This window comes from Kocuria massiliensis (assembly GCF_900169715.1).
Lineage (GTDB): Bacteria > Actinomycetota > Actinomycetes > Actinomycetales > Micrococcaceae > Rothia > Rothia massiliensis.
In genome coordinates this window covers 181,032-204,470 of record NZ_LT835160.1, presented here as the reverse complement: position 1 = coordinate 204,470, position 23,439 = coordinate 181,032, and the positions used below count along the sequence as shown (strand labels likewise).

The window sequence follows — 23,439 nt, the reverse complement described above, 5'->3', positions numbered from 1 at the left end:
CACGTTCCACCGGTCTGGAGGCATGGAAGAGGGCCGACGCCGTCGTGGAATTGCGGGAAGTTCACGACGACGCCGACCCTCGAGACGTGCCGAAGCACGTGTTCGTGAAGCCTAGTGGTTACCGAGCATCTTGGTCACGTCGAGCGCTTCATCCAGCTGCTCTTCGGTCACCTCTCCGCGTTCCACATACCCCAAGGCGACGACGGCTTCGCGCACCGTCGTCTTGTGTGAGACGGAGTATTTGGCGATCTTGGCGGCAGCCTCGTAGCCGATGAGCTTATTCATGGGGGTCACGGTCGAGGGTGAGGCTTCGGCCAGGAAGCGCGCGCGCTCCTCGTTTGCCTCGAGACCCGTAATCATCTTGTCGGCCATGACACGGGACGAATTGCTCAGCAAGCGAATCGACTCGAGCAAGTTGGCAGCCATGACCGGAATGCCGACGTTGAGCTCGAAGGCGCCGTTGGTCGAGGAGAGTGCGACGGCGGTGTCGTTGCCAATGACCTGAGCGGCCACCTGAATGACGGCCTCACAGATGACCGGGTTGACCTTGCCGGGCATGATCGACGAACCGGGCTGAAGATCCGGGATGCGCAATTCGCCGAGGCCGGTATTGGGCCCGGACCCCATCCAGCGGATGTCGTTGCAGATCTTCATGAGCGAGTACGCGATGCCTCGCAGCTGGCCCGAGGCCTCGACCAATCCGTCGCGGTTGGCCTGCGCCTCAAAGTGATTCCGTGCCTCGGTAATCGGAAGGCCCGTTTCTTCGGCGAGCAACTCAATAACGCGGGCCGAGAAACCATCCGGGGTGTTGATGCCGGTCCCGACGGCCGTTCCGCCGAGCGGAACCTCCGCGACGCGGGGCAAAGCCGCGTCGATGCGCTCGATGCCATAACGAACCTGTGCGGCGTAACCGGAAAACTCCTGGCCGAGGGTCACGGGGGTCGCGTCCATGAGGTGGGTGCGACCCGACTTCACGACGTCGGAGAATTCCTGAGCCTTCTTTTCGAGGGAGGAGGCCAGGACATCGAGGGCCGGTTTGAGGTCGTTGATCAAGGCTCCCGTCACCGCCACGTGAACCGACGTCGGGAAGACGTCGTTGGAGGACTGCGACGCGTTGACGTGGTCGTTCGGGTGAACCTCGATGCCCTTGGACTTGAGCGCACGGCTTGCGAGGGTGGCCAGCACCTCATTGGTATTCATATTGGACGAGGTTCCGGAACCGGTCTGGAAGACGTCGATCGGGAATTCGCCGTCGTGCTGATGGGCGATGACCTCATCGGCGGCGTCGCGGATGGCCTGAGCACGATCGGCGTCCAAGACGCCGAGTTCCACGTTGGCCTGGGCTGCCGCTTTTTTGACGCGGGCCAGAGCGGCGATGTGGGCAGACTCCAGTGTCTTGCCCGAAATCGGAAAGTTTTCTACGGCGCGCTGAGTTTGGGCGCGGTACAGGGCTTCGGCCGGTACTCGGACCTCGCCCATCGTGTCGTGTTCAATGCGGAATTCTGTATTTTCAGCCATGGGTTCAGTTTAGGCAACTCATGGGCTGGTTTTCCGCTTATGCGTCCAAATCGTGCGAGGAATAGACGAGTTCCGCTTTTCCCTCGTGCAAGTGGTAGAACATCCCCACCACGGCGGTGCTTCCTTCGGCGACGGCTTGAGAAATGATTTTGGACTGGTCGATCATCCGTTCGGCGGTCTGCCGGGTATTCGTGCGGACCATGTCGTTGACGTTTACCTCGGCGTCGTCGGAGTTGCGCTCGGTCTCGATGACCGCGGGCATGATCTCTTCCACCAGGTTTCGCACGAACCCACCGGGCATGGTGCCGGATTCGTACGACTGCTTTGCCGCAGTGACCGCGCCGCATGAGTCGTGTCCCAGAACCACAATCAGGGGGACCCGGAGGTCCGTGATGCTGTATTCCAGGGAACCCATGGCCGCGTTTCCGAGCACCTGGCCGGCCGTCCGCACCACAAAGGTGTCACCGAGCCCGAGGTCGAAGATAATCTCCGCGGCCAGCCGAGAGTCCGAGCAGCCGAAGATCACGGCGAAGGGATTCTGCCCGCCGGTGAGCGATTCGCGGCGTGCCGCGTCCTGATTGGGGTGGTCGCTCGTTCCCGAGACGAACCGAGCGTTGCCCTCGGTCAGGCGTTGCCACGCTTGCTGGGGGGTGAGCTGCTGAGGTGAATTCGTCATCTGGAGAGCTTTCGACGGGGATGGGTGAGGCCTACGCTACGGATGGCCGTGCCCTTTGATGGTAGGGCAGGTCAGTTCTGGTCGGCCGTGTGAGATGCTGAAGAACTCGCCGATTGTGACGAATCCTTCACGGACGAGACGGCGTTTTCGGCCATGGTCGAGAATTCGTCCTTCGTGGCGTCTCCGGAGAGCACAACGGTGGTGCCCTGAATCGTCGCGACATAGGAGGTCCCGGCGGAATCGTTATCTTTACCGGGCTTGACGTGGGTTTCCCAATCCACGCCATGAATGTCTTGGTGGCCCGTCGCCGGGGCGCCATTCGTCTTCTGCGCCGTCCAGGTGGGATTGGCCTTATTGGTTTGAGAAATCGTGATGAACCCTTGAGAGGGTGTGACGAAGCCGGTCTCCCAGAAGGGAACGCCGTCCGTCGAACCCGAGTTCCAACGGGCGAAATTGGCATGCCAAGGTTCGTCCAAGTTTGGAGCGACCACCGGGTAGCCGGCCGCCTCGCTCGCTTCCTGGGCGGTTTTGGTCAGATCCACCTGGGGGCGATACGACTCTTTGTCGGGCCGAGGGACCAGCCAGAGAAACGGGAGCAGGATCAGCAGCAGGGCGATCATCGAGAAAACCATCGCGCGGACGGGCGTATTGATGCGCTTGGCTTGGGATTCCGTCAGTTGCGGCGTGACCGGAGTGTCCTCTCCGGCGGCGGATTGCGCAGTAGTGGCGGTGCCGTCGGTCTGCGGATCGGAATGCTCGGGACTGGATTGGCTCACTCGGCCCATTGTGCCGCAGGCTGTGGCGGCGTCCAAGCTGGGACACCGATATCCGGCGATCTCCCACGTGATACCGAGGATGAGTTCATTCAATGTGCCGCAAATCCGTGTCACATGAATCGGAGAGTCCCTGAGCCGCGGGACGGACCAGTAAGCTGGAATCGCACCCGGCGTGCGATGCACCGTCCGGGAGACCACGCGGCGAGCGACCAAATATGCGCTGGCCGCGGATGACAACTTCGAAGGCGAGGAACTCTGTGTCGGAAGTCAACGATCAGAATAACCAGGCCGATCGCAACCTTGCGCTCGAGCTGGTTCGAGTGACCGAGGCCGCGGCCATTGCGGGCGGCAACTGGGTAGGCGCAGGAGATAAGAATTCGGCAGACGGTGCCGCGGTCGACGCGATGCGCAAGATGCTCTCCACGGTCCACTTCAACGGAACCGTGGTCATTGGTGAGGGTGAGAAGGACGAAGCCCCCATGCTCTTCAACGGCGAGGAGCTGGGCGACGGCGACGGGCCTGCTCTCGACGTCGCGGTGGACCCCGTCGACGGAACGCGCTTGACCGCTTTGGGTATGAACAATGCGCTGTCGGTCATCGCCGTGGCCGATGGCGGATCTATGTTTGATCCGTCCGCCGTGTTCTACATGGAAAAGCTCGTGACCGGGCCTGAGGCTGCCGACCTGGTGGACCTCCGTCTGCCGGTCAAGCAAAATCTTCACCTGGTGGCCAAGGCCAAGCGGAAGCGCATTAACCAGCTGACCGTCTGCGTCCTGGATCGGCCCCGTCACGCCAAGTTGGTGGAGGAAATTCGGGCTACCGGCGCGCGAACCCGCATGATTCTCGACGGCGACGTCGCCGGCGCCATCGCCGCGTGTCGTCAGGGAACCGGCGTCGACGTCATGATCGGCACCGGTGGAACCCCCGAAGGCATCGTGGCCGCGTGTGCGATCAAGGCCACAGGCGGTGTGATCCAGGGACGATTGGCGCCGAAGGACGACGAAGAGAAGCAAAAGGCCCTCGACGCCGGCCATGATCTGGAGGCCGTGCTCACCACCGATGAGCTCGTGACCAGCGATAACTGCTTCTTCGCGGCCACCGGTGTGACCGACGGAGACCTCTTGCGCGGCGTCCGTTACTCGGGCCCGAGCATCACGACTCAGTCGATCGTGATGCGTTCCAAGTCGGGAACCGTTCGCATGGTCGAGGCAGAACACGTCGCCTCCAAGTGGGATAAGTATCAGCGGTAACTTCGTCCCCAAGGCCCGCCAACGGCCCGGAAATGCGGTGGCTCACGCCGCGCTTCCGGGCCGTTGCGGTAAGGTCTTGTGCTCGGTGACGCCGCCAATGTTCGGCGGGGTCGTCCTGGAGAGACTTCATAGGGGGATGTTGTGGCTCGAGGCAAGGGGAGCGGGCTGTCCGTGAGGGACGATTACCGCAGACTGCGAGTCGTATTTCGATTGGTTCCGTGGCGGATGCGCTCACGCATCGTCACGATGTTCATCGCCGCTTTTGCGGCATCATTGCTAGACATGGTTGCGGTTGCGGCGATGCTGCCCCTCACGCAGGTCATCGCGGCCGGGGACGGATTACCCGGCCTGATCTCCCAATACCTTGTGCCGATCCTCGGCACGGATGACCGCAAGACCATCTTGCTCGCTTTGGCCCTCGGTGTGGGCCTCGCTTTTCTCATCAAGAATGCGGCCATCATCGTGATCCGCCGCTGGACCATTCGAGAAATCGAATATGCGCGTTCGGCAACCGAGGCGGAAGTCCTGGAGCGATACCTCGATGCCCCGTACGCCCGGCACCGTCAGCGTTCGAAAGCAGGGATGCTGCAGATACTTACCCGCGGCATCGCTCAGGTCTTTGAGAGTGTTCTTCTGGGCTACATCACGATCGCCGTGGACGGGATGACGATCGTTCTCATCCTTCTCACGATTACCGTGATGTCGCCGGTGGCCGCCTTGGCCGCAGTGGTGATTTTTGGCGGCTCGGCCTTCTTGCTCGCTCGCGTGCTCAAACCGTACTCCCTCAAACACGCGCACTCGGCGTACCTGCGGGACATGGAGGCTTTTGGATACCTCAATCCCGCGATCGAGGGTTTTCGCGAGTCCCGAATCTTTCAGCGAGAGGAATACTTCGCCGAGTCGTTCCGGAAGAACCGAGTTGAGTACGCCGGTTACCAAAGTTTCCTCCGCGTGATGGGGGAGCTGCCCAAATACCTTCTGGAGGTCGTCATGATCTTCGGGATTTTGGTCGTGGCGATCCTGCTCTTCGTCATCCGAGACCAAAACACGGCCTTTGGGCTCCTGGCGGTTTTCGCGGCCGCCGCGATGCGTGTGGTCCCGGCCTTGAACCGCGTGGTGGCCACGGTGAATCAGGTGCGTGCCGGGGCGCCGTCGTTGGCGGATGTTGCGGCGGACATCGAGGAGCTGGAAGCGGACCAGGCCAGCAGCTCCTCACGGGACGAACAGATCGTGGAGGTTCCGGACGAGGACATCGTCGTGAAGGACCTGACCTTCAGCTATCCGGATTCCCCACGGCCTGTCTTGAAGGGCGTGAACGTGACGATTCCGCGAGGCCATACCGTCGCTTTGGTGGGCACCTCAGGCGCCGGGAAAACGACCTTCGCCGATATTCTGGCGGGGCTCTATGAGCCCACCGGCGGCACGGTGACGGTGGGCGGCGTCGACATCTCCACCCATCCGAGGTCCTGGTTGAGCAATGTCGCGATGGTCTCCCAGAAGGTTTACCTCTGGGACGCGAGCGTTCGAGACCTCATCACGTTCGGCGAGCCCCGAGACATGGTCGACGACGCGTGGCTCGATGAGGTCGTTCGCCAATCCCAGCTTGAACCGCTCCTCCGTGACCTGCCGGATGGACTCGATTCGATGGTGGGAGACGCCGGTGCTCGGCTCTCGGGCGGTCAGACGCAACGCATTGGCATCGCCAGGGCGTTGTATCGGAAACCGCGAGTCCTCATTCTGGACGAGGCGACTAGCGCCCTGGACAACGAAACCGAGCACGAGATCACCGAAACCATCGAGGCGCTCCGGGGGCACATGACGGTCATCGTGATCGCCCACCGACTCTCGACCGTCAAGAATGTGGACGAGATTCTGTTCTTCGCTCGGGGACAGCTCCAGGGTCGGGGGTCGATGTCGCAACTGAAGGACACCGAACCGGAATTCGCTCGCCTGGTGGCCCTCGGGGACCTCGGCGTCTAGGGGCGTCGCGCCGTCAGCTCCGGGTAACGAGGGAGCGCACCGCGCCAACCGCACGTGAGGCGAGCCTCTTGGCGCGGGGAAGGCCCTTGTCCCGGAGCGCGTAGGCGGCCCGGAAGGCCCGGTAGGCGGGGAGGCTGACGGGCAGATCCCAAGTTCCCGGCGTCGTCACGGCGTAGCCGCCAAAGGACTTCTTGAAGCCGGTGAATCCGGCCCACGGATGGTCCGGCTCGTTGTCGGGGGCAATTCCGAACATGTCGAAGCGCTTCAAGCCTTTGGCCTTGGCATCGAGCATCATGGTGGAAACGAGCGGGTTATTGGCGCTCAAGCGACGGTGCTCGAAAGACATCGAGGCGTGCGCATAGGTTCGGGTATCTTCCGAGTCGTACACCATGGCGGCACCGATGGGCTCTCCCTCGACGCGGATCAGATAGACCGATGCTGCGCCCAGCGGGAAGAGAGACTTCGCCGCTTGGGTGAGGTAGGCGTCCTGCTGGCGATTGAATCCCACGCGCTCGGCGGTTTGATGGAGGTATTTCAGCAAGACCGCGACGTCGGCGGGGTCGTGAGACTCTTCGAAGGTCACGCCCTTTTTGTGGATATTCCGGTGAAGGTTCCGGTTGGTGGATTTCATCCCCTGGAGCAGAGCGTCCTCGTCCTGTGTGAGGTCAACCATCCACGTGTGGCTGGGCTGAATTTGGCGTTGTGCCAAGAACATGCCGCGGTTGGTGAGGTCATCCACCGGATCTACTCCCTTCGGGAACATCTCCGGGGAGGCCGGCTCAACGCGCACGAAGAGGCACTTCTTGCGGGCCGCGAGCCTCTTGAGGTCGTCCAGTGCCCGAGTGAAGGCCTGAGCCGATTCCGCGACGGGGCCATAGGGGCAGTAAAGATATTTGCCCGCTCGACCGCCTTCAACGATCGCGAGGTAGGAATATCCCTCACCGGTGTGCTGGATGACGTCGTGTCCGAGGTCGCGCTGAAAGGTGGCCCATGCTTCTGACTGCAGAATCGTGCTCATTCTCTCCATCCTAAGACCTAGGGGACCGAACAGGTGCCGTTCTCGGTGAGCTCGGCCGTGAGCTGGACGTCGACCGAAGGGGCCGTGGCCTTGGCGGTATCAGTCTGTGCGGCCGCGACGCCGAGCGGTTGCAGGAGCGACATCGGGGAGACGGCGGACACCGGGGCCACTCCCGCACCGGACCCAGCGGCCTGGGGGCTGTTGCCCGCGTTGGTGTCCGGGGTTTTCCCGTCCTTCGAGTCGCTGATGACCTTGGAAACGGAGGAGTGGAACTGGTCGAAGTCTGGGTAGGTCGGGAAGGAATCTGGGAAATAGGGCGGCGCCATGCCGTACTGGATCAACGAGTGATCCTTCGACTTGATGCCAAGATCGACGAAGCTCGACAGCTGCTTTTCCGGGATGTCGGTTTCGATGATCTTCTGCCCAGCATTCGAAATGTCCTGGAACCGAGTCAGCACCGTGGCTGGATCGAGTTGTTTGAGCATCGCGGATTGGACGCACCTCTGGCGGGCCTCGCGGTCATAATCAGAGGCACCTTCGCGGGAGCGTCCGTACCACAGCGCATGGTAGCCATCCAGGTGCTGTTCGCCCGGTTCGATGTATCCGTCGATGGGATTCTTTTCGCCGGTGATCTCGTTGTGGCCACCACCGATCGGGACCCGACCTCCGACCTTGATGTCGATGCCGCCCATGGCATCAATGAGGTTGGCGAAACCGTCCATGTCCACCAGGACGTAGGCCTGGATCGGCAAACCGGTGATTCCCTCGGCCGCGTCCTTCATGGCCTCGGCACCGGGATCTGCAGCATTGGGGTAGAGGTCCTTGTGGTTATTGGCGACGTCGGGGTACAGAGCATTCAGAATGCATTCGTCACCGCAGTTGAAGCCGTCCGGGTACACCTTCCACAGGGGTGAGTCCTTGGAGAACTGGGCGTTCTGAGTATTGCGAGGCAACGAGATGGTGACGGCTTGGCCAGTCTTGGCGTCCACGCTGAAGACCGTCATGGAATCCGGGCGCCGCCCGACGCGGTCGCTACCGGCATCTCCGCCCATCAGCAGGAAGTTGTACCGGCCGTCGACGGGCTTGACCTTGCCACCCGAGGCAAAGATATTGCTGACGGCACCGCGTCCTACTCCCACCAGGTAGGCGGAATATCCCACGCCACCGGCGGTCACGAATAATAAGACCACGAAGCCGATGATGACGGCCGGCCGCATCCCCTTGGCGAGGAGTACAGGACGGATCAGCCGGAGGGTGTCGAAAAAGAGGAAGGCCCAAAAAAGCGCGAGCGCAATGAGGACGATGACCAACACCATCGACATGAATTGACCGGTGAACAGCTCAATGACCCACGCACAGTGGATCAGGGTCACCAGCAACAGCAGAATGATCAGCGCCCAGACGGTGAGCGTGACGGTCAGGCCGATGCGCCCGAGCTTGCGATGCCCCGCGACCAACTGTGCGGATCCGGGGATCAGGGTGGTTAACACCAGCAACAACCAGGCGCGTTTGGTTCGCGTGACGGAACCTCCCGCACGTGGATTCCTCAGGGGATCCGTCATGCGGGTGCTACCGATGCCGTCATCGAGTCCGCGGGCGGCCTCGATGTGATCGGGATGGTCCTGGTTGCTGCGGGGAGTAGTCATGATCGAGCTCGATCCTACCGTCTGACGTGCGCATTTACCCGGAAATAGAGATAACCACGCGGGGAAGTCTGGTCCGTTTCAGCTTACGGAGCGTAGCCGCCTGTGGGCCCATCCGTGGCCGGTGTGGCGCTTATGGGTGAGACCGAACTTTCATCGGTGTCCTGCGCTTTGCGCGCCGCGACCTTCGCGCTCAGGGCGGCTCCCTTGTCTCTCGCGGCCTCCCCAAGGTTCTGGGCAAAGTTGGAAAGGTCCCGGCGAATTTCTTCGCCCTCGTGTGTCGAGGCTGCTCCAAGAATGCGCGCCGCCAGTAGCCCGGCGTTTCGTGCGCCATTGATGGACACCGTGGCGACCGGAACCCCCGCGGGCATCTGAACGATCGACAACAGTGAATCCATGCCGTCCAGTGTCTTGAGCTGAACCGGCACACCGATCACGGGCAATACGGTCACCGACGCCAACATGCCGGGTAGGTGGGCGGCTCCTCCTGCGCCGGCGATGATGACGCGCAGGCCGCGAGCTTCGGCCTGCTTGCCGTACTCGATCATTTCCTCAGGCATCCGATGCGCCGAAACCACGCGTGCTTCGTAGGAGATGCCGAATTCGTCGAGAACGTCGGCCGCCGCTTCCAGGGTGGGCCAGTCCGAATCCGATCCCATGACGAGGCCAACCATCGGTGCTTCCTGCGTGGGGCTCATGTGTACTCCTTCGTGAGAGGGGAGGCTGGTTTGTCTCGACCGCCTCGTAAACGACGGTGGTGTTAGTCCAGTTCTGGAGTGGGATAGTCACGAATACCGTCCGCAGCGCCGCGAGCGATGGCTCGTAACTCCTCGACGTCGGCAATGTCGCCCGTGACGTTGACATGCCCGACCTTTCGGTCCGGCCGCACAGATTTTCCGTACGTGTGGATCTTGGCTCGGGGATACTCCGACATGACACTGGGGTAGGCCGCGAAGAGATTGGGGTTTGAACCGCCCAAGAAATTTTTCATGACGGTCGCGGGGGCCACTCGCTCGGTGGATCCAAGGGGGAGATCCAGAACAGCCCGAAGATGCTGCTCGAATTGGCTGGTCACCGAACCGTCTTGGGTCCAGTGCCCGGAATTGTGGGGGCGCATCGCCAATTCATTGACGAGGAATCCTTGACCGCGACCGGGCGTCTCGAAGAGTTCGGCGGCCATCACGCCGGTGACACCGAGCTCGTCGGCCAGGCGTTTTGCGGCGTCGGTCGCTGCGGCCGAGATGTCTTCGCTCAAGTTCGGGGCCGGGACGATCACTTCGTCACAGACCGAATTCACCTGAATGGATTCCGCGACATCCCAGGCCCGGATATGTCCACTTGGACGCCGAGCAACCAGTGCCGACAATTCGCGGGAAAAGTCGACCTTCTCTTCTGCGAGGAGGGCTGCCTCGTTCCAGCCGGCGTCTACTGCTCGTTGGAACCAGGAAGCAACCTCGTCCGAATCAACCTCGTGGGATTCGACGAGCATCACGCCTTTTCCGTCGTAGCCGCCACGCGGAGTCTTGAGTACCACCGGCCATCCGGCGGAATCACCGAATTCCCGCAACTCTTCGGGGGACGTGACGGCGGCCCACCGAGGATTTGGCAGGCCGAGCCTGTCCACGGCCCGGCGCATTTCGATCTTGTCTTGTGCATGAATCAAGGCGTTGGGTCCCGGGTGCACGGAAACGCCGTCGGCCAAAAGCGCCCTGAGATGTTCGGTCGGGACGTGTTCGTGATCGAACGTGACGACGTCGACGCCCTCGGCAAAGTCGCGGAGGGTCGTGAGGTCGGTGTAATCGCCGACGGGAGAGGTCGGGACGACGGCCGCAGCGCACGCTCCGGGGGATTCCGCGAGGACACGCAGCTCGATTCCGAGTTCGCTGGCAACGGGGGCCATCATGCGGGCGAGCTGCCCGCCGCCGATGACGCCGACAATGGGACCGGTACTAGGAAAGTTCACAGGTCCAGGCTACCTGGTGCGCCGGATCGAGGTGACGCATGAGTCATTTTCCTGCGCGGTAATTGACGACGCCGCAGGTAGACTCACCGTGAGCCGAGGGAGTCGCCGTCTGACGGTGGGCCCCGTACAACAACATGGTGGGTATTCCGAGCCTGGAAACCCGTCGGTGTTGTGGCCTTTTTGCCCCCAAACCTGTGGAGTCTGTGTGTCGCCCATTGCTGAGAAAGTCCGTGGACTGTGGGACCTATTCCTGAAGGAAGTCCTCAAGTTCGGGATTGTTGGCGCTTTGGCGTTCGTCGTCAACGCCGGAGTCACGCTACTTCTGATGAATACGGTCTTCGAGGCGGAAGGCCACGTCAAAGCGAAGTTTATTGCGGGCGTCGTCGCGACCCTTTTCTCGTGGATCGTCAATCGGCTCTGGACCTTCCGCGACAAGCGCCAGGAGAATAAACTCCGCGAGGCTATCCAGTTTGCCGTCGTGAACCTCATCGGCATCGGCGTGGAGTCCGGGTGCGTGCTGTTCACCTTCTATGTCTTGGGCATGACCTCGAAGGAAGCATCCTTCATTTCGGGCACGATCATCGGCACCATCTTGGGGACAATCGTGCGGTACTTCGCTTACCGTTTCTGGGTGTACGGGGACGAGTCCAAGTCAAAGGCAGCGGTATCCGAAGACAACCTGACCCGGGAAGAGCGTGTGGGGCGTTTCGTGACCGAAGCGACCGAAATCGTCACCGGTTCGTTGGATGCACGAGAAGTCTCGCGCCGCTCTCGAGGGGCGGGTCACGGACGTCCCGAGGACTCGGAGCGCGGAACCCATCACGACGCCGGCCGCTACGACTCTTAAAGCCTCGCACCTGCACGCGGGGTGGTCGCCCTCGTGGACTCCGCCTGCACGTGCCCGGCGTGGACCTATCGAGGCCCTGGCACCGAACGAGTGGCGCGCTCGTCGCGGGTGATGGACTCCATGCGCTCCTCGTTCGAGGCCACGGAGCCGTCTACCAGAACGAGAGTGTGACCACTTGCCATGACGCCGCAACACCAGGCGAGGAAGTCTGCCGTCAGGTTCTCTGTGGGGGCGGTCAGAGCGATCCCTTGTTCGCGCACGTCGTGAAGATCGTCGGCCCAATGTGCAGCTCGCTGGAGCCAGCTGCGAAGGGTCCATTCCGACTCCTTCGCCTCGTCTGAGGAGTCGCTCACCACGTGGGACGACGGCACGGAATCCAGGGGATCAAAAACATCCCCAAAGCTCCGAATCTCGGCGCAATAGTCGACGGAACCCTCCGGGAAATCCTGCGCGTCGCCGTCGTACGCCATGGCGAGTGCGGAGCGTCCCATATAGATCGCGACCTCGGCCCGTTCGGCGGCCGAATCGTGGTCGAATCCGAGCCAGAACGCCGAATCTTCCCGAGTGCTCAAGCGGCACCCAGCGCGCAGTGCGCCCAAGGCCGCCGCGATGGACCGCCAATGCGGGGGAGCATGGAGGGTCAGCACGTCTCCGTGGGCGGCATCGAGCTCATCGACGAAAAGATTCGCGGATTTGGCAATCCAATTCTCCAAAACCTTGCCCGAGAGTTCGACCCGCTCACCGTTGAGTCCGTACCACACGATGGCCGGTTGGGATGAGGAAGCGAGCGCACGCGAAAAGGTTTCAAGATTGGCCCAGCTTGAGGCGGTGGCGAATTGGCTCATGAACCGAGTCTAACTGGGGTTGAGACGCACGTGACACGCCGAATAACGTGCAAATTGGCGTGAATGCTTGACATTTGAATCACATTGCCGCTTGACGTGAGGTGATTACACGGATGTAATTATGAGTGGAATTTTCCACGAAACCGATGCGCATCTTGGGGGCGCAAGGAAAGGACGAGCATGGGCGAAGCAGTGCGGCACCGAAGCACATCACCCACTTCCGAGGGGAGGACGGGTGTTCGCCAGACCGTTCCGGCCGACTGGTACGTCGATCCCGCGGACCCGCAGGGCGCTCACCCTCATTCGGCACAGAGCCTGGAAGACCAGGCGACCGCACTACTGGCCGTGGCTGACGATACCTCGAAACGTTCCGAAGTATCGAGTGAAACTTCCGAAAACCATCGCGTCGATCTGTTTTCCTCCGACCCTGACGTCCTCAAAATGTGGCAGGCGGCCGCCGGTCAGTACGGCACGGACGACGACGAGGGCGAACTGGCGTGGCAAGCCGATGCCTTGTGCGCCCAAACAGATCCTGAAGCATTCTTCCCGGAAAAGGGAGGCTCAACGCGAGATGCTAAGCGCGTGTGCTCCGAGTGCCCGGTGAGCCAGGCATGCCTGGACTATGCGCTGGCTCGGGACGAGCGCTTCGGCATTTGGGGCGGCCTGTCCGAACGCGAACGTCGCCGGTTGCGTAAGCGCGCCAGCTAACGTTGATTCATCCCGCTCCCAGGTGGGGCGGGTAGCATCTGGATTCCCATGACTGAGAACTTTCGTATGTGCTCGCGCATGATGTGTCAGCGCGAGGCAACTTACACCTTGACGTACGCCTACTCCGAGTCCACGGTGGTGATCGGGCCGCTAGCGACTCGTGTTGAGCCCCACGCCTATGACATGTGCGCGACGCACGCGATGCGTCTGACGGCCCCCCGGGGATGGGATATTGTGCGGTTAGACATCGACGATTCTCCTCAATCGTCGATGGGGGACGAAGCTCACCCCTCCGTCGGTTCGACGATGGGTGAGGACCATCCGGATATTCCGGATAACGTGAGGACGCTCCACTTTATGCGCGGGCTGGATCCGCGCGCCTAAAAATCATTCAGGACGACCGTGCAAGGGAACGCGGTCGCCCCACTATTCCGAGCCTCGGAAGGAAACCACAATTTTGGCTGACTCTATGTCGAGAAACCGTCACGAACAGGGTGTTCAGGGGTTTGATGGAAACCCCGCAGAGGGCGGAGCGACGAATCGGATGATGAGCCGTCGCAAGGCCGTCGCTGGCGGTGCTCTGGGAATCTTCTCGGCGGCATTCCTCTCGGCGTGTTCGAATGACTCCGGTAACTCCGGTTCGTCACAAAGCGCCTCGTCCTCTTCCTCCTCGGGATCGGCGTCTGCCAAGCCCTTCGAGCCGAAGGTGACGGTCACGCCGGCTGCGGATGCCCAAGAAGTTAATCCCGTGGCCCCGGTGACCGTGACCACTCAGCAGGGCAAAATGTCCAAGGTGTCCGTCGAGGGCGGGAACGACCCCGTGAAGGGCAACATCTCCGAGGACGGACTGACGTGGACCTCCGAAGGCCCTCTGGATTTCGACACCTCGTACACGGTCAAGTACACCGTCACCGAGGGCAAATCCTCGAAGGACGGGGAGAGCACCTTTACGACCGTCGTGGCGGCCAACGAAGCCGATGCCAAGATCAATGTTCAACAGGGCAAGACGTACGGCACGGGCCAGGTCATCGAATTCAATTTTTCTGAACCGGTGGTTAACCGCGCAGAGATCGAAAAGGCGATCACCGTGACGGGCGGTGGCATGGGACCCGGTCGGTTCCGGTGGTACAAGGACACCATGGTCCGTTACCGACCGGAGGACCTGTGGGCGCCCAATTCGGAGATCACCATCGAGGCGAACCTTCTGGGCAAGGACCTTGGCAACGGCCAAATCGGAAACCAGAATTACCAGGTCACGTTCAAGACCGGCGACAAGCACTATGCCTACGTGGATAACAACACCAAGAAGATGACGATGTACGTCAACGACCGCAAGGTGCGCGAGGCATTGGTGACCTTGGGCGACCCGGAGTGGCCGTCGGTAACGGGCAAGCTCGTCATCATGGAGCAGTCCAAGAAATACAAGTTTGACGCGTCAACCCTCGGCATCAAGAAGGGTGACCCGCACTGGTATGAGACCTTCGAGGCGACGAACACGAACCGCCTGACGAGCAGCGGTGCCTTCGTTCACCAAGCGGAGCCGTCCGCGTACGCGTACGTGGGCGTCGCGAATATCTCTCACGGGTGCATTGGCCTGTTGCCGGATGACGCGGAATACTTCTTCGACACGTTCATGGTTGGCGACGTCGTGGAAACGGAAAATACCGGCTATGGCCAAGCCGACCCGGATAACGGGTATGGTGACTGGAATATCCCATGGGAGCACTACACGGACACGAAGTGGAAGGGTAACTGGTAAACCCATAACCAGTACGCCACTCTGGTCTTTCAAAGGGGCCGTGATGTCCCGTGGGGGAACCCGTGGTCGCATACCGAGTGAGGAGAAGTATGTCCGTCCCATCCCGTCCCGATGATCACGAGGCTCCATGGGCGGATTCTCCCCGCCAGGAGTGGGACTCTTTGGTGCCGGCCGTTGCCCCGCAGGAGCGGCAGCAGCGTGACGACCGGCCTCGCGGCGGGGCGAGTGTACGGAATCCCGCCGCCGAGGATGTGGCGACAGCAGGAGCCACCCCTTCTTCTGACTCTGGCACCACCGGACGGCGCTCTGAATCCGAAACAAGTTCTCGGGACGGGGAGCGGGGGAGCCGTCGGGTCACGGCGAGGGAGGACGCTCTCGAAGATCGTCCCAGGGCCCTCGGGCTCCGGCGTTGCCTGATGACCGTGGCGGTTCCGCTCGTGACACTGATGCTGGGTATCCGGCTCGTGGCCACCCCGGCGTTCCTGTGGTTTGAATATCACCGCCCCGGTTTTCCCACAGACTCCTTCGGGTTCACCACCGATGACCGGATGACCTTCGGCTCCTACGGACTGAATTACATCCTGAACTTTGCTCCCTCGCGCTACCTGAGCGACGTCGTCACTCCGCGCGGCGAAACCGTGTTCCTGCCGACCGAAGTTCAGCACATGACGGACGTCAAGCACGTCATGTTGTGGTCGATGCTGGCCGTCGGGGTCGTGGCGTTGGTGGCGCTCCTGAGCTCGATGGGATTGCGGCGTCGTGCCCCCGGAGCGATCCGTAAGGGTTTATTCCTGGGGGCCTGGATCACCCTCGTGCTCCTGGTGGTCCTCGCCGTCCTGGCGCTCCTTGGGTGGGAGGCCTTTTTCACCACGTTCCACGAGATCTTCTTCTCCGGAGGAAACTGGGCCTTCCGCGAATCGGACAGCTTGATTCGGTTGTATCCCGAAACATTCTGGGTGGATTCCGCCGTGGTGGTCGCCGGCGTGGCCGTTCTGATCTGTGCCATTCTTCTGATCCTGACGTGGCCCACCGCGGGACGTCGTCAACGTGCGTTGAAGCGTATCCACGAACGACAAGAGCTTCGGGACCGACTCAGCGCGTGAGGCACATCGAGGCCGCGCTGTAACCCCACCGCGCACGAACGCCGCGCCAATATCAGTTCCGGGTCAGTGAGACCCACTGCTCCACAACGGGAAGAAGCTGGTCGAGGGCCGCCTCAATCTCGGTCATCGCAACACGTGCGGCGACCTCTCCCTTGCGGAAAGGGTCAGAGATGCCGTCGTCTGGCTGGGCCTTGGAAGAATACGTCCGCAGCCACGCGGCGGGGTCCACTGGGGCCGATGCGGGATCAAAGCCAGCCGCAAGTTCACGTGCCGCGTGCTTGAGCAAAAACGTGGTGCCGACGGCGCCTGGCCATTCATCGAGGATCCACTGCCGATGATGGGTCTCCATGACCAACACGATGTCGGCGTGGCGCACCATGTCACCCACGAGCTGTTGGCCCCGATGGCCGTCGAAGGGAACTCCTCGGCGCTCCAATTCGGCGCCCATCTCCGGGGCAACCGGCGACCCGACCACGGCGGCCGTTCCGGCGCTCGCGAATTCGAGTTGAGGACTGGATTCGCACCGGTGCCGGGCGATGAGTTCTGAGGATGCAGAACGCGCGATATTTCCTGTGCAAACGAACAGAACGCCGAAGGGTGTGGGCCGCCGACGTGTGTGGCCAACCTTTCGGCTCACGCGACTGTTCACAAGTTTCTCCTCTGAGGTGCGAGGTGGCGATCATGCCACGGTTTCATCAGATCCAGGCGTCGAACCACATGCGCCAGCGCCAGTGATCGTAAGGGATAGTTTGCCCCGTCCAGATCGGCCAGAAGAAATTGGAAATCAAGAGGGCCGCGATCACGAAGACGCCGACGACGATGATCCCGAGCCGGCGCCGTCGGACCGAATCTCCGGGGCGGCCCAAGCCCAGCCCGAGAACCGCCGTCAAACCGAGAATCAGCCACGGTAGGAAAGAGAGCGCGTAGAAATAGAACGTGGTGCGTTCAGGGTAAGCGAACCAGGGGAGATAGCCCACCGCGAAGACCAAGAAGATCGCACCCATGCGCCAGTCGCGCTTGATGATCCACCAGATCAGGACGAAGATCATGGCCGCCGCCGAAGACCACCAGATCAACGGGTTCCCGACGTTCAGGATCGCAGCGGAGCAGTGATCGGTCATGCAGCCTGATTGGCCCGCGTCGTAGGACTGATAGTAGTACGAGGTGGGGCGGCCCAGGATTAGCCACTGCCAGGCCGGCGACATATAGGTGTGCGGCGTATCCAGGTGGGTGTGGAAGGAATATGCCTCCACGTGGTACTCCCACAGGCTCCGCAATGGCGCCGGAAGCCAGCGGACGCCTTCCCCGGGGTGCTGGTCGGCCCAATGGCGGTTGAAGGCATCGGAGGAAGCGAACCACCCGATCCAGGTGACCAGATACGTGCCCAGGCCAATGACGACGACCGAAATGAACGCGGCCCAGGCGTCCTTGATCAGGGCACCGGTAAACCAGCTTCGCGTGCCGACGACTCGGCGGGCCGTGATGTCCCACAGCACCGTCAGAATGCCAAAGATCGCGACGAAGAACAGCGAATTCCACTTGACGGCAACGGCCGCTCCGCAGGCCACGCCCGCCGCCACGCGCCACCACCGAAGGCCCAGCCAGGGGCCAAACGAGAGAACCGATGAGTGGGGGACTCCGCCGTCGGCAGCTAGCGAAATGCGGCGGGCAAGGCGGCGTCGGCTCGATATTCGGTCGGCCACGAGCAGGGCAAAGGCCAACACCAGCCAAAACATTTGGAAAATATCCAACAGCGCCAAACGGGACTGCACGATGTGGAGACCGTCAATCGCCATGAGGAAACCGGCGATGGACGAGAGGGTGATGGAACGGAACATCATCCAGGCCAGCCACATGAGGATGGCGATGGAAAGAGTGCCGAAGACGGCGGCCGAGAATCGCCAGCCCAGAGGGTTGTTGTCGCCAAAGAGGAACATTCCGAGGGCAATCATCCACTTGCCCAAGGGAGGGTGCACCACATACTCGGGATGGTCGGAAGGCTGTACGGGGTTGCCCGCGAGGAAAGAGTCGTTGGCGTTCTCGGGCCACTGACGCTCGTAGCCGAAATGGAACAACGAGTACGCGTCCTTGGCGTAATAGGTTTCGTCAAAGGCCATCGCCTGGGGGTGGGCAATGTCCACGAACCGCAGCAAGGCGGCCACCACCATGACGACGGCGGGCCCGATCCACCAGAATCGGGGCAGGTACGCCGGGGTCACGCGCAAACGCTCCTGCAGAGCATCCACGCTGAAATGTTCCGGTAGGAATCGCGGAGCCGTCTTGGAACGCCCCGTGGAACGGGACGTGCGGCCGGTACGCGTGGTCGAGTCGTCAACGTGGGTTCTCACCCACCCCATGCTACGGGAGTGCAGCTGTTGGCCGACGCTATGTCGCCTGTGGAAAGCCTTAGACGGTCAGGGCGCGGGAGCCTCAAGAATCTCGATATAGTAAAAGGCCGATCGCCCGGTTGTAGTTCGCGGGTTCACGGGCCCCTAACCTACGGAGGGCCGTTGTTCGTCACAGAATCTTCGGGGGTAGATTCCCCGGTACGTATGAGTCGGGAGGACTTTTCGTGAAGGCTTCGCACCGTCTGCTCATCTTGAGCCCTGCCTTTCATGATTACGATGTCGCGTTTGCCGCTGCCTTCGAAGAACTGGGTTTCCAGACGCACACCCATCTCTATGATCGATTTGCCAGCCTTTCCCAGAAGGTCAAAAACAAGGTGCGCTTCGAGCTTCCGGAACGCCTTGGCCGGGATACCACTCAACGTCGAGAGGAATACGCCAACGCGGGAATTTTGACGACCCTGCGCGAGGTCAAGCCGGACCTCGTGCTGGTGATCAAGGGCGACGTCTTGCACCCCGACGTGTGGCAGGAACTGGAAACCCGGAAAATCCCGGTGGTCTTGTGGCTCTGGGACGAGGTGCGGCGAACGCGGTGGAAGCCCGAACGGCTTCGTGAGATTCCGCAGGTCGCCAGCTATTCCGCCTTGGATGTTGAGGCTTTTCGAGAGAGCGGGATTTCCGCGACCTACGTTCCCATGGGGTTCGACCATCTTCTCGAGTTCCCGACCTTGCCCTTTGCCCCCGAAATCACCCACATCGGAGCCCGGTACCCCAAAAGGCAAGCGATGATTGAGGGCCTGTATGGCCGGGGATTCCGGGTCAAAACCTATGGCCGTGATTGGTCCCATGATGTGCGAGATCGGCTCAGAACCTGGGGTGGCGATCGCCCCGACGTGCCCTCCGGGAGGGACCTGGACCGGGCCCACGCCTACGCGACCATGCGCGATAGCCTCGCGACGCTCAACATCCACGGTGACCAAGACGGTTTCACGATGCGTACCTTCGAAGCCGCCGGTGCGGGGGCCGTTCAGCTTTGCGATCGTGCCGACGTCGCCGAGGCCTACGAGCCTGGACGGGAGATTTTGACCTTTTCCTCTGTGGACGAAGCTCGGGAACACATCTCCAAGATTCAGGCCGATCCACGGTGGGCGGACTCCGTCCGGACCGAAGCGCGGCGTCGTACGTTGGCCGAACACACTCTGGTCCATCGGGCCAGGGCCATCCAGGAACTCTGGTAGGAATGGTTCGGCCGGCCGCGCCCATTGGCTAGGCTGGGTGGGTGAACTCGACAACGGAAATACCTGACCACGCTACGGATGCGGCGTCCGAGGGACAGCTGGTTCTCGCCGCCACCCCGATTGGCAATCTTCGAGACGCCAGCGAACGGCTCAAGGAGTATTTGTCGAGCGCCGACGTCATCGCCGTGGAGGACACCCGGCGCTTGCGAACACTAGCCTCGGGCCTTGGTGTGACCGTGTCCGGACGCGTCGTCACGAATCACGACCACAACGAGTCCCGCCGGGCCCAAGAGCTGACGGCGGACATTGCCGAAGGTAAAACGGTTCTGCTGATGTCCGATGCCGGCATGCCGACGGTTTCCGACCCCGGATTTCGCGTGGTCGAGCAGGCGGTTGCGGCCGGTCTGACCGTCACCTGCGCTCCTGGCCCCTCTGCGGTTCTTGCAGCACTCGCCGTCTCGGGGCTACCGACCGACCGTTTTACGTTTGAGGGCTTCATTCCCCGGAAGGCCTCCGAACGCAAATCCCGACTCGCGCAATTGGCGACTGAACCTCGCACCATGGTTTTCTACGAAGCACCTCATCGCCTGGACGCCATGCTGGGGGCCCTCGTGGAGTCTTTCGGAGACGAGCGGCGAGCGTCGGTTTCCCGAGAACTGACCAAACTCCACGAAGAGACCCTTCGCGGCACCCTAGGGGAACTCTTCATGTGGGCAGACCAGCATCAGGTTCGCGGAGAAATCGCCGTCGTGGTTGCGGGCGCCCCCGAACCGGAAGCGGCACGGCCCGAGGCCCTCGTGGATGACGTCGAGGATTTAGTCGCCGCGGGTTCACGGTTGAAGGCGGCGGTGAACGACGTCGCCGCCCAACACCAGGTCGGCAAGAGAGATCTGTACGAAGCCGTATTGGCGCGGCGGTCCGATCAGGACGACACTCACGAGGGAGGAACGCTCCGCTGATGTGTACGAACCACGAAACTCACTGGCGCCACCTGTCACCCGACGCTCAAAAGCTCTTATCCACGCTCTGGCCGGAGCCTCGCGACCGCCCACACCAGGCACCAGGAACCACGCCTCCGGCGTATCAGGCTGAGCGTTATGTTGGCGTGGCTGAGGAAGAGTCGGGGGAGGGCACTCGACGGCGCGGAATCTCGGGAGAGGACGGCCGCTCACGGAACCTGGTGTTTCCTCCCGCGCCAGAACCTCTACCCGTAGCTATCGTGGACGATCACACCCACATGGATTTGCTGGATGGAGAGGTGGACGTCTCGGCTCGCGATGCCTTGGACACGGGTGAGGCCGCCGGTATTGGTGCGATTGTTCAGGTCGGTTGTGACCTCGAATCCTCGGCCTACGCGGTGACGGCCGCTGAGACGGATCAGCGTGTGCTCGCCGCTGTGGCGATTCATCCGAATGAGGCTCCAGGGCTAGCCGCTTCCGGAAAGCTCGATGCCGCCATGGACGCGCTCGCCGACATGGCGTCGTCCTCCTCACGCGTCCGCGCCATTGGAGAGACCGGACTGGACTATTTCCGGACGGAGCCGGATGGTCGGGAGGCCCAGCAAGACAGTTTTCGCCGTCACATTCGCCTGGCCAAAGAGCTGGGTCTGGCCCTGCAAATCCACGACCGCGACGCCCACGACGACGTCGTCGCCATTCTGCGAGAAGAAGGCGCCCCGGAGCGCACGGTCTTCCATTGCTACTCCGGTGGGCCCGAGCTGGCCGAAGTGTGCAACGACGAGGGTTGGTATATGTCCTTCGCGGGAACCGTGACCTTCAAGAATTCCCACGCCGTTCAGGAATCCCTGGACATGGCTCGCCCAGACCTCATTCTCGCCGAGACCGATGCCCCGTTCCTGACGCCGCACCCGTACCGAGGACGGCCCAATGCCTCGTATATGACCAACTACACGGTTCGGTACATGGCGCAGAGGCGGGACCAGGACCTCGCTGAGCTCTGCCTCCAGATTCGCGAGAACGCCCTCAGCGTCTATGGCTCGTGGGGCTTCGGTGAGTTCAGCCGTGATGCCACGGGTCGCTCGGTGGATGGTCTGTAGAATTCGGGACGTGATGGAACAACCGCTTTTGGGAGCCGCAGAGATCCGAGATCTCGCCGAGCGCGCCGGCATCCGCCCCACGAAAACACTCGGTCAGAACTTTGTGATCGACCCCAACACGATCCGACGCATCATCTCCACCGCGAAGGTTCGGCCGGAAGAAACGGTGCTGGAAGTGGGTCCCGGGTTAGGTTCCCTGACGTTGGGTCTCTTGGATGCTGCCGATCGTGTGGTTGCCGTCGAGATCGACCCGCCACTCGCGAAACAACTGCCAGAGACCGCCCAGCGCTTCCGCCCCGACAAGGCAGATCGACTCGACGTCGTGCTCTCGGATGCCATGCGAGTCCAGCAGCTTCCCCACGAGCCGACGGCCTTGGTGGCGAACCTCCCGTATAACGTGGCCGTGCCCGTACTGCTCCACCTCCTGGAGCAGTTTCCGTCGCTGACGCATGGACTCGTGATGGTTCAGGACGAGGTGGCCGATCGGCTTGCGGCTGCTCCTGGAAGCAAGACGTACGGAGTGCCTTCCGTTAAAGCGTCGTGGTTTGCCGAAATCGCTAAGGCGGGGGTGATCGGTACCAACGTGTTCTGGCCGGCGCCCAAGATTCGTTCTGGGCTCGTATCTTTCACCCGTCGTCCGGAACCGCTCGCCGAGGTGGATCGGTCGGTGCTCTTCGACGTCATCGATGCCGCGTTTGCCCAGAGGCGCAAGACCCTACGAGCCGCACTCGCCGGCTGGGCCGGTTCGTCGCAACGCTCCGGCCACATACTCGAAGCCGCAGGGGTAGACCCCGCATTGCGGGGGGAACGGTTGGATGTGCATCAATTCATCCGCATAGCGCAGGCCGCCGAAAAGGATCGGGGAGAAAAGCTGGAGCTTGACGAAAGCGTGGCAACCCCTCGCGGATCATCGCTAGGGGATAAACCTTCCTAGTAGATTCCGTTGGGGCTGACGGCTCCTTGGTTGGCGTCGCGAACGACGCTGGAGTCGATCGGCACCGTCTGAGGACTGACGATGGTGCCGCCGGACACGCTCCGAATGATGATCTTGTTGGTAATCCTGCCTTTGCTTGACGCTCCGTCGCGAAAAGTGAAAAGAACGTTGACGGCGCCGGAGCCCCTCTTGGCTACGGGCAGCTGCGTGTTTTCCGGAATAGTCCAGGTAATCGTGGTGGTGAAGGTCGAGGAATTGTAGCTACCTCGGGACACCGAACCGAAGCTGCTACCGAAGGTCATGGAACGCTCGTCCGTGGCATTGGGATTCAGCCCGACGACATCGATGACCATCGTGATGGGTGCCTGCGTGGTGATGGGAGTGTCCGAGGCAGGGACGCCCAAATTCAAGTAGGCGCTGTTGAAGTAACCGTCTGAACCGCCACCACCGTCGAAGAGCACAGCCAAATCTGGGTTCGTTGGGGAGGCTGCGTAGGCGGGGATTGCGGCGGTTGTGGCAACCAAAGGCGCCGACCAAGCCGCACCCTTGGCGATGTCTCGACGGGATAATTGCGTATGTTCCATGAGTGGCTCCTGAACTTGGTCGATAGAGACGATCCATCGTTCGGAAACGTCCACGCCTCGATTCTTCGAAATGGCGGCCTGCCGTCTGGAGGGCGCGGAGGCGCACCAATGGGTGACAGGGATCGTCCACATTTAGTGGTTCTTTTGGACAAATCCTGAGATAAGACGTTGCCCACGCTAACGGTCAAAGTTCCTA

22 protein-coding genes are annotated in these 23,439 nt (G+C 61.8%); 11 read left to right on the top strand and 11 right to left on the bottom strand.

Going from position 1 to position 23,439, the window contains the following annotated elements; translation table 11 throughout:
• Positions 1–111 precede the first annotated feature (111 nt).
• The 3 genes from B9Y51_RS02445 to B9Y51_RS02435 all read right to left on the bottom strand — a co-directional run bounded on the left by B9Y51_RS02445 (position 112) and on the right by B9Y51_RS02435 (position 2,970).
• Complete coding sequence (locus tag B9Y51_RS02445) at positions 112–1,518, bottom strand: class II fumarate hydratase (protein WP_048679561.1); 1,407 nt, start codon at positions 1,516–1,518, stop codon at positions 112–114.
• 37 nt (positions 1,519–1,555) lie between these two features.
• A complete protein-coding gene (locus B9Y51_RS02440) occupies positions 1,556–2,194 on the bottom strand; it encodes a carbonic anhydrase (protein ID WP_085528672.1) in 639 nt (212 codons plus the stop codon).
• 71 nt (positions 2,195–2,265) lie between these two features.
• Positions 2,266–2,970: a DUF4245 domain-containing protein gene (locus tag B9Y51_RS02435; protein ID WP_158088238.1), complete on the bottom strand. Its 705-nt coding sequence runs from the start codon at positions 2,968–2,970 to the stop codon at positions 2,266–2,268.
• Positions 2,971–3,200: 230 nt separating this feature from the next.
• On the opposite strand from B9Y51_RS02435, the gene glpX reads away from it, so the two are divergent.
• Entirely contained in the window at positions 3,201–4,220 is a 1,020-nt protein-coding gene (glpX, locus tag B9Y51_RS02430) for a class II fructose-bisphosphatase (RefSeq protein ID WP_048680042.1), read from the top strand.
• A 225-nt stretch (positions 4,221–4,445) separates the two neighbouring features.
• On the top strand, positions 4,446–6,200 hold the full coding sequence (locus B9Y51_RS02425; RefSeq protein ID WP_085528670.1) for an ABC transporter ATP-binding protein: 1,755 nt from the start codon (positions 4,446–4,448) through the stop codon (positions 6,198–6,200).
• 13 nt (positions 6,201–6,213) lie between these two features.
• Here the strand turns inward: B9Y51_RS02425 and B9Y51_RS02420 are convergent, their stop codons facing one another.
• The 4 genes from B9Y51_RS02420 to B9Y51_RS02405 all read right to left on the bottom strand — a co-directional run bounded on the left by B9Y51_RS02420 (position 6,214) and on the right by B9Y51_RS02405 (position 10,764).
• Entirely contained in the window at positions 6,214–7,218 is a 1,005-nt protein-coding gene (locus B9Y51_RS02420) for a lipid II:glycine glycyltransferase FemX (RefSeq protein ID WP_085528669.1), read from the bottom strand.
• A 17-nt stretch (positions 7,219–7,235) separates the two neighbouring features.
• Positions 7,236–8,864 (bottom strand): LCP family protein, encoded by a 1,629-nt coding sequence (locus B9Y51_RS02415; RefSeq protein WP_085528668.1) that lies wholly within the window; start codon positions 8,862–8,864, stop codon positions 7,236–7,238.
• 83 nt (positions 8,865–8,947) lie between these two features.
• A complete protein-coding gene (gene purE / locus B9Y51_RS02410; protein ID WP_085528667.1) occupies positions 8,948–9,559 on the bottom strand; it encodes a 5-(carboxyamino)imidazole ribonucleotide mutase in 612 nt (203 codons plus the stop codon).
• Positions 9,560–9,621: 62 nt separating this feature from the next.
• A complete protein-coding gene (locus B9Y51_RS02405; protein ID WP_245826052.1) occupies positions 9,622–10,764 on the bottom strand; it encodes a 5-(carboxyamino)imidazole ribonucleotide synthase in 1,143 nt (380 codons plus the stop codon).
• A gap of 265 nt (positions 10,765–11,029) precedes the next feature.
• Here B9Y51_RS02405 and B9Y51_RS02400 point away from each other — a divergent pair, with 265 nt between their 5' ends.
• A complete protein-coding gene (locus tag B9Y51_RS02400) occupies positions 11,030–11,671 on the top strand; it encodes a GtrA family protein (protein WP_065424226.1) in 642 nt (213 codons plus the stop codon).
• Between the two features lie 65 nt (positions 11,672–11,736).
• On the opposite strand, the gene B9Y51_RS02395 is transcribed toward B9Y51_RS02400, so the two are convergent.
• On the bottom strand, positions 11,737–12,516 hold the full coding sequence (locus B9Y51_RS02395) for a TIGR03089 family protein (RefSeq protein ID WP_085528664.1): 780 nt from the start codon (positions 12,514–12,516) through the stop codon (positions 11,737–11,739).
• Between the two features lie 180 nt (positions 12,517–12,696).
• Here B9Y51_RS02395 and B9Y51_RS11390 point away from each other — a divergent pair, with 180 nt between their 5' ends.
• The 4 genes from B9Y51_RS11390 (at position 12,697) to B9Y51_RS02375 (ending at position 16,086) form a co-directional block, all read left to right on the top strand.
• Positions 12,697–13,224 carry a WhiB family transcriptional regulator gene (locus B9Y51_RS11390; protein WP_048679541.1) on the top strand — a complete coding sequence of 176 codons (528 nt, stop codon included), beginning with the start codon at positions 12,697–12,699 and terminating at the stop codon, positions 13,222–13,224.
• Positions 13,225–13,272: 48 nt separating this feature from the next.
• A complete protein-coding gene (locus B9Y51_RS02385; RefSeq protein WP_085528663.1) occupies positions 13,273–13,608 on the top strand; it encodes a DUF3499 family protein in 336 nt (111 codons plus the stop codon).
• Between the two features lie 85 nt (positions 13,609–13,693).
• Positions 13,694–14,983 (top strand): L,D-transpeptidase, encoded by a 1,290-nt coding sequence (locus B9Y51_RS02380; protein WP_082156676.1) that lies wholly within the window; start codon positions 13,694–13,696, stop codon positions 14,981–14,983.
• An 89-nt stretch (positions 14,984–15,072) separates the two neighbouring features.
• Complete coding sequence (locus B9Y51_RS02375; RefSeq protein ID WP_143467961.1) at positions 15,073–16,086, top strand: TIGR01906 family membrane protein; 1,014 nt, start codon at positions 15,073–15,075, stop codon at positions 16,084–16,086.
• Between the two features lie 52 nt (positions 16,087–16,138).
• On the opposite strand, the gene B9Y51_RS02370 is transcribed toward B9Y51_RS02375, so the two are convergent.
• Both B9Y51_RS02370 and B9Y51_RS02365 read right to left on the bottom strand, forming a co-directional pair.
• Entirely contained in the window at positions 16,139–16,735 is a 597-nt protein-coding gene (locus B9Y51_RS02370; protein ID WP_085528662.1) for an arsenate reductase/protein-tyrosine-phosphatase family protein, read from the bottom strand.
• Between the two features lie 46 nt (positions 16,736–16,781).
• Positions 16,782–18,443: a dolichyl-phosphate-mannose--protein mannosyltransferase gene (locus B9Y51_RS02365; RefSeq protein WP_085528661.1), complete on the bottom strand. Its 1,662-nt coding sequence runs from the start codon at positions 18,441–18,443 to the stop codon at positions 16,782–16,784.
• 215 nt (positions 18,444–18,658) lie between these two features.
• On the opposite strand from B9Y51_RS02365, the gene B9Y51_RS02360 reads away from it, so the two are divergent.
• Genes B9Y51_RS02360 through rsmA form a run of 4 tightly spaced genes read left to right on the top strand, consistent with a single transcriptional unit; the run spans position 18,659 to position 22,659 of the window.
• Positions 18,659–19,669 (top strand): CgeB family protein, encoded by a 1,011-nt coding sequence (locus tag B9Y51_RS02360; RefSeq protein WP_085528660.1) that lies wholly within the window; start codon positions 18,659–18,661, stop codon positions 19,667–19,669.
• Between the two features lie 41 nt (positions 19,670–19,710).
• Positions 19,711–20,628, top strand: coding sequence for a 16S rRNA (cytidine(1402)-2'-O)-methyltransferase (gene rsmI, locus B9Y51_RS02355; RefSeq protein ID WP_085528659.1), 918 nt, complete (start codon positions 19,711–19,713; stop codon positions 20,626–20,628).
• Positions 20,628–21,725, top strand: coding sequence for a TatD family hydrolase (locus B9Y51_RS02350; RefSeq protein ID WP_085528658.1), 1,098 nt, complete (start codon positions 20,628–20,630; stop codon positions 21,723–21,725). Before rsmI ends, B9Y51_RS02350 begins: the two co-directional genes overlap by 1 nt.
• A gap of 13 nt (positions 21,726–21,738) precedes the next feature.
• Positions 21,739–22,659: a 16S rRNA (adenine(1518)-N(6)/adenine(1519)-N(6))-dimethyltransferase RsmA gene (gene rsmA / locus B9Y51_RS02345; RefSeq protein ID WP_245826051.1), complete on the top strand. Its 921-nt coding sequence runs from the start codon at positions 21,739–21,741 to the stop codon at positions 22,657–22,659.
• Here rsmA and B9Y51_RS02340 read toward each other — a convergent pair.
• On the bottom strand, positions 22,656–23,297 hold the full coding sequence (locus B9Y51_RS02340; RefSeq protein ID WP_085528656.1) for a hypothetical protein: 642 nt from the start codon (positions 23,295–23,297) through the stop codon (positions 22,656–22,658). The genes rsmA and B9Y51_RS02340 overlap by 4 nt on opposite strands.
• Positions 23,298–23,439: the final 142 nt, after the last annotated feature.

What these genes read in the sequence shown, in the direction of transcription:
- B9Y51_RS02445 (WP_048679561.1), bottom strand. Translation starts at nt 1,518, where the DNA reads ATGGCTGAAAATACAGAATTCCGCATTGAACACGACACGATGGGCGAG.
- B9Y51_RS02440 (WP_085528672.1), bottom strand. Translation starts at nt 2,194, where the DNA reads ATGACGAATTCACCTCAGCAGCTCACCCCCCAGCAAGCGTGGCAACGC.
- glpX (WP_048680042.1), top strand. Translation starts at nt 3,201, where the DNA reads ATGACAACTTCGAAGGCGAGGAACTCTGTGTCGGAAGTCAACGATCAG.
- B9Y51_RS02425 (WP_085528670.1), top strand. Translation starts at nt 4,446, where the DNA reads ATGCGCTCACGCATCGTCACGATGTTCATCGCCGCTTTTGCGGCATCA.
- B9Y51_RS02420 (WP_085528669.1), bottom strand. Translation starts at nt 7,218, where the DNA reads ATGAGCACGATTCTGCAGTCAGAAGCATGGGCCACCTTTCAGCGCGAC.
- B9Y51_RS02415 (WP_085528668.1), bottom strand. Translation starts at nt 8,864, where the DNA reads ATGACTACTCCCCGCAGCAACCAGGACCATCCCGATCACATCGAGGCC.
- purE (WP_085528667.1), bottom strand. Translation starts at nt 9,559, where the DNA reads ATGAGCCCCACGCAGGAAGCACCGATGGTTGGCCTCGTCATGGGATCG.
- B9Y51_RS02405 (WP_245826052.1), bottom strand. Translation starts at nt 10,764, where the DNA reads ATGATGGCCCCCGTTGCCAGCGAACTCGGAATCGAGCTGCGTGTCCTC.
- B9Y51_RS02395 (WP_085528664.1), bottom strand. Translation starts at nt 12,516, where the DNA reads ATGAGCCAATTCGCCACCGCCTCAAGCTGGGCCAATCTTGAAACCTTT.
- B9Y51_RS11390 (WP_048679541.1), top strand. Translation starts at nt 12,697, where the DNA reads ATGGGCGAAGCAGTGCGGCACCGAAGCACATCACCCACTTCCGAGGGG.
- B9Y51_RS02385 (WP_085528663.1), top strand. Translation starts at nt 13,273, where the DNA reads ATGACTGAGAACTTTCGTATGTGCTCGCGCATGATGTGTCAGCGCGAG.
- B9Y51_RS02380 (WP_082156676.1), top strand. Translation starts at nt 13,694, where the DNA reads ATGTCGAGAAACCGTCACGAACAGGGTGTTCAGGGGTTTGATGGAAAC.
- B9Y51_RS02375 (WP_143467961.1), top strand. Translation starts at nt 15,073, where the DNA reads ATGTCCGTCCCATCCCGTCCCGATGATCACGAGGCTCCATGGGCGGAT.
- B9Y51_RS02365 (WP_085528661.1), bottom strand. Translation starts at nt 18,443, where the DNA reads ATGGGGTGGGTGAGAACCCACGTTGACGACTCGACCACGCGTACCGGC.
- B9Y51_RS02350 (WP_085528658.1), top strand. Translation starts at nt 20,628, where the DNA reads ATGTGTACGAACCACGAAACTCACTGGCGCCACCTGTCACCCGACGCT.
- rsmA (WP_245826051.1), top strand. Translation starts at nt 21,739, where the DNA reads ATGGAACAACCGCTTTTGGGAGCCGCAGAGATCCGAGATCTCGCCGAG.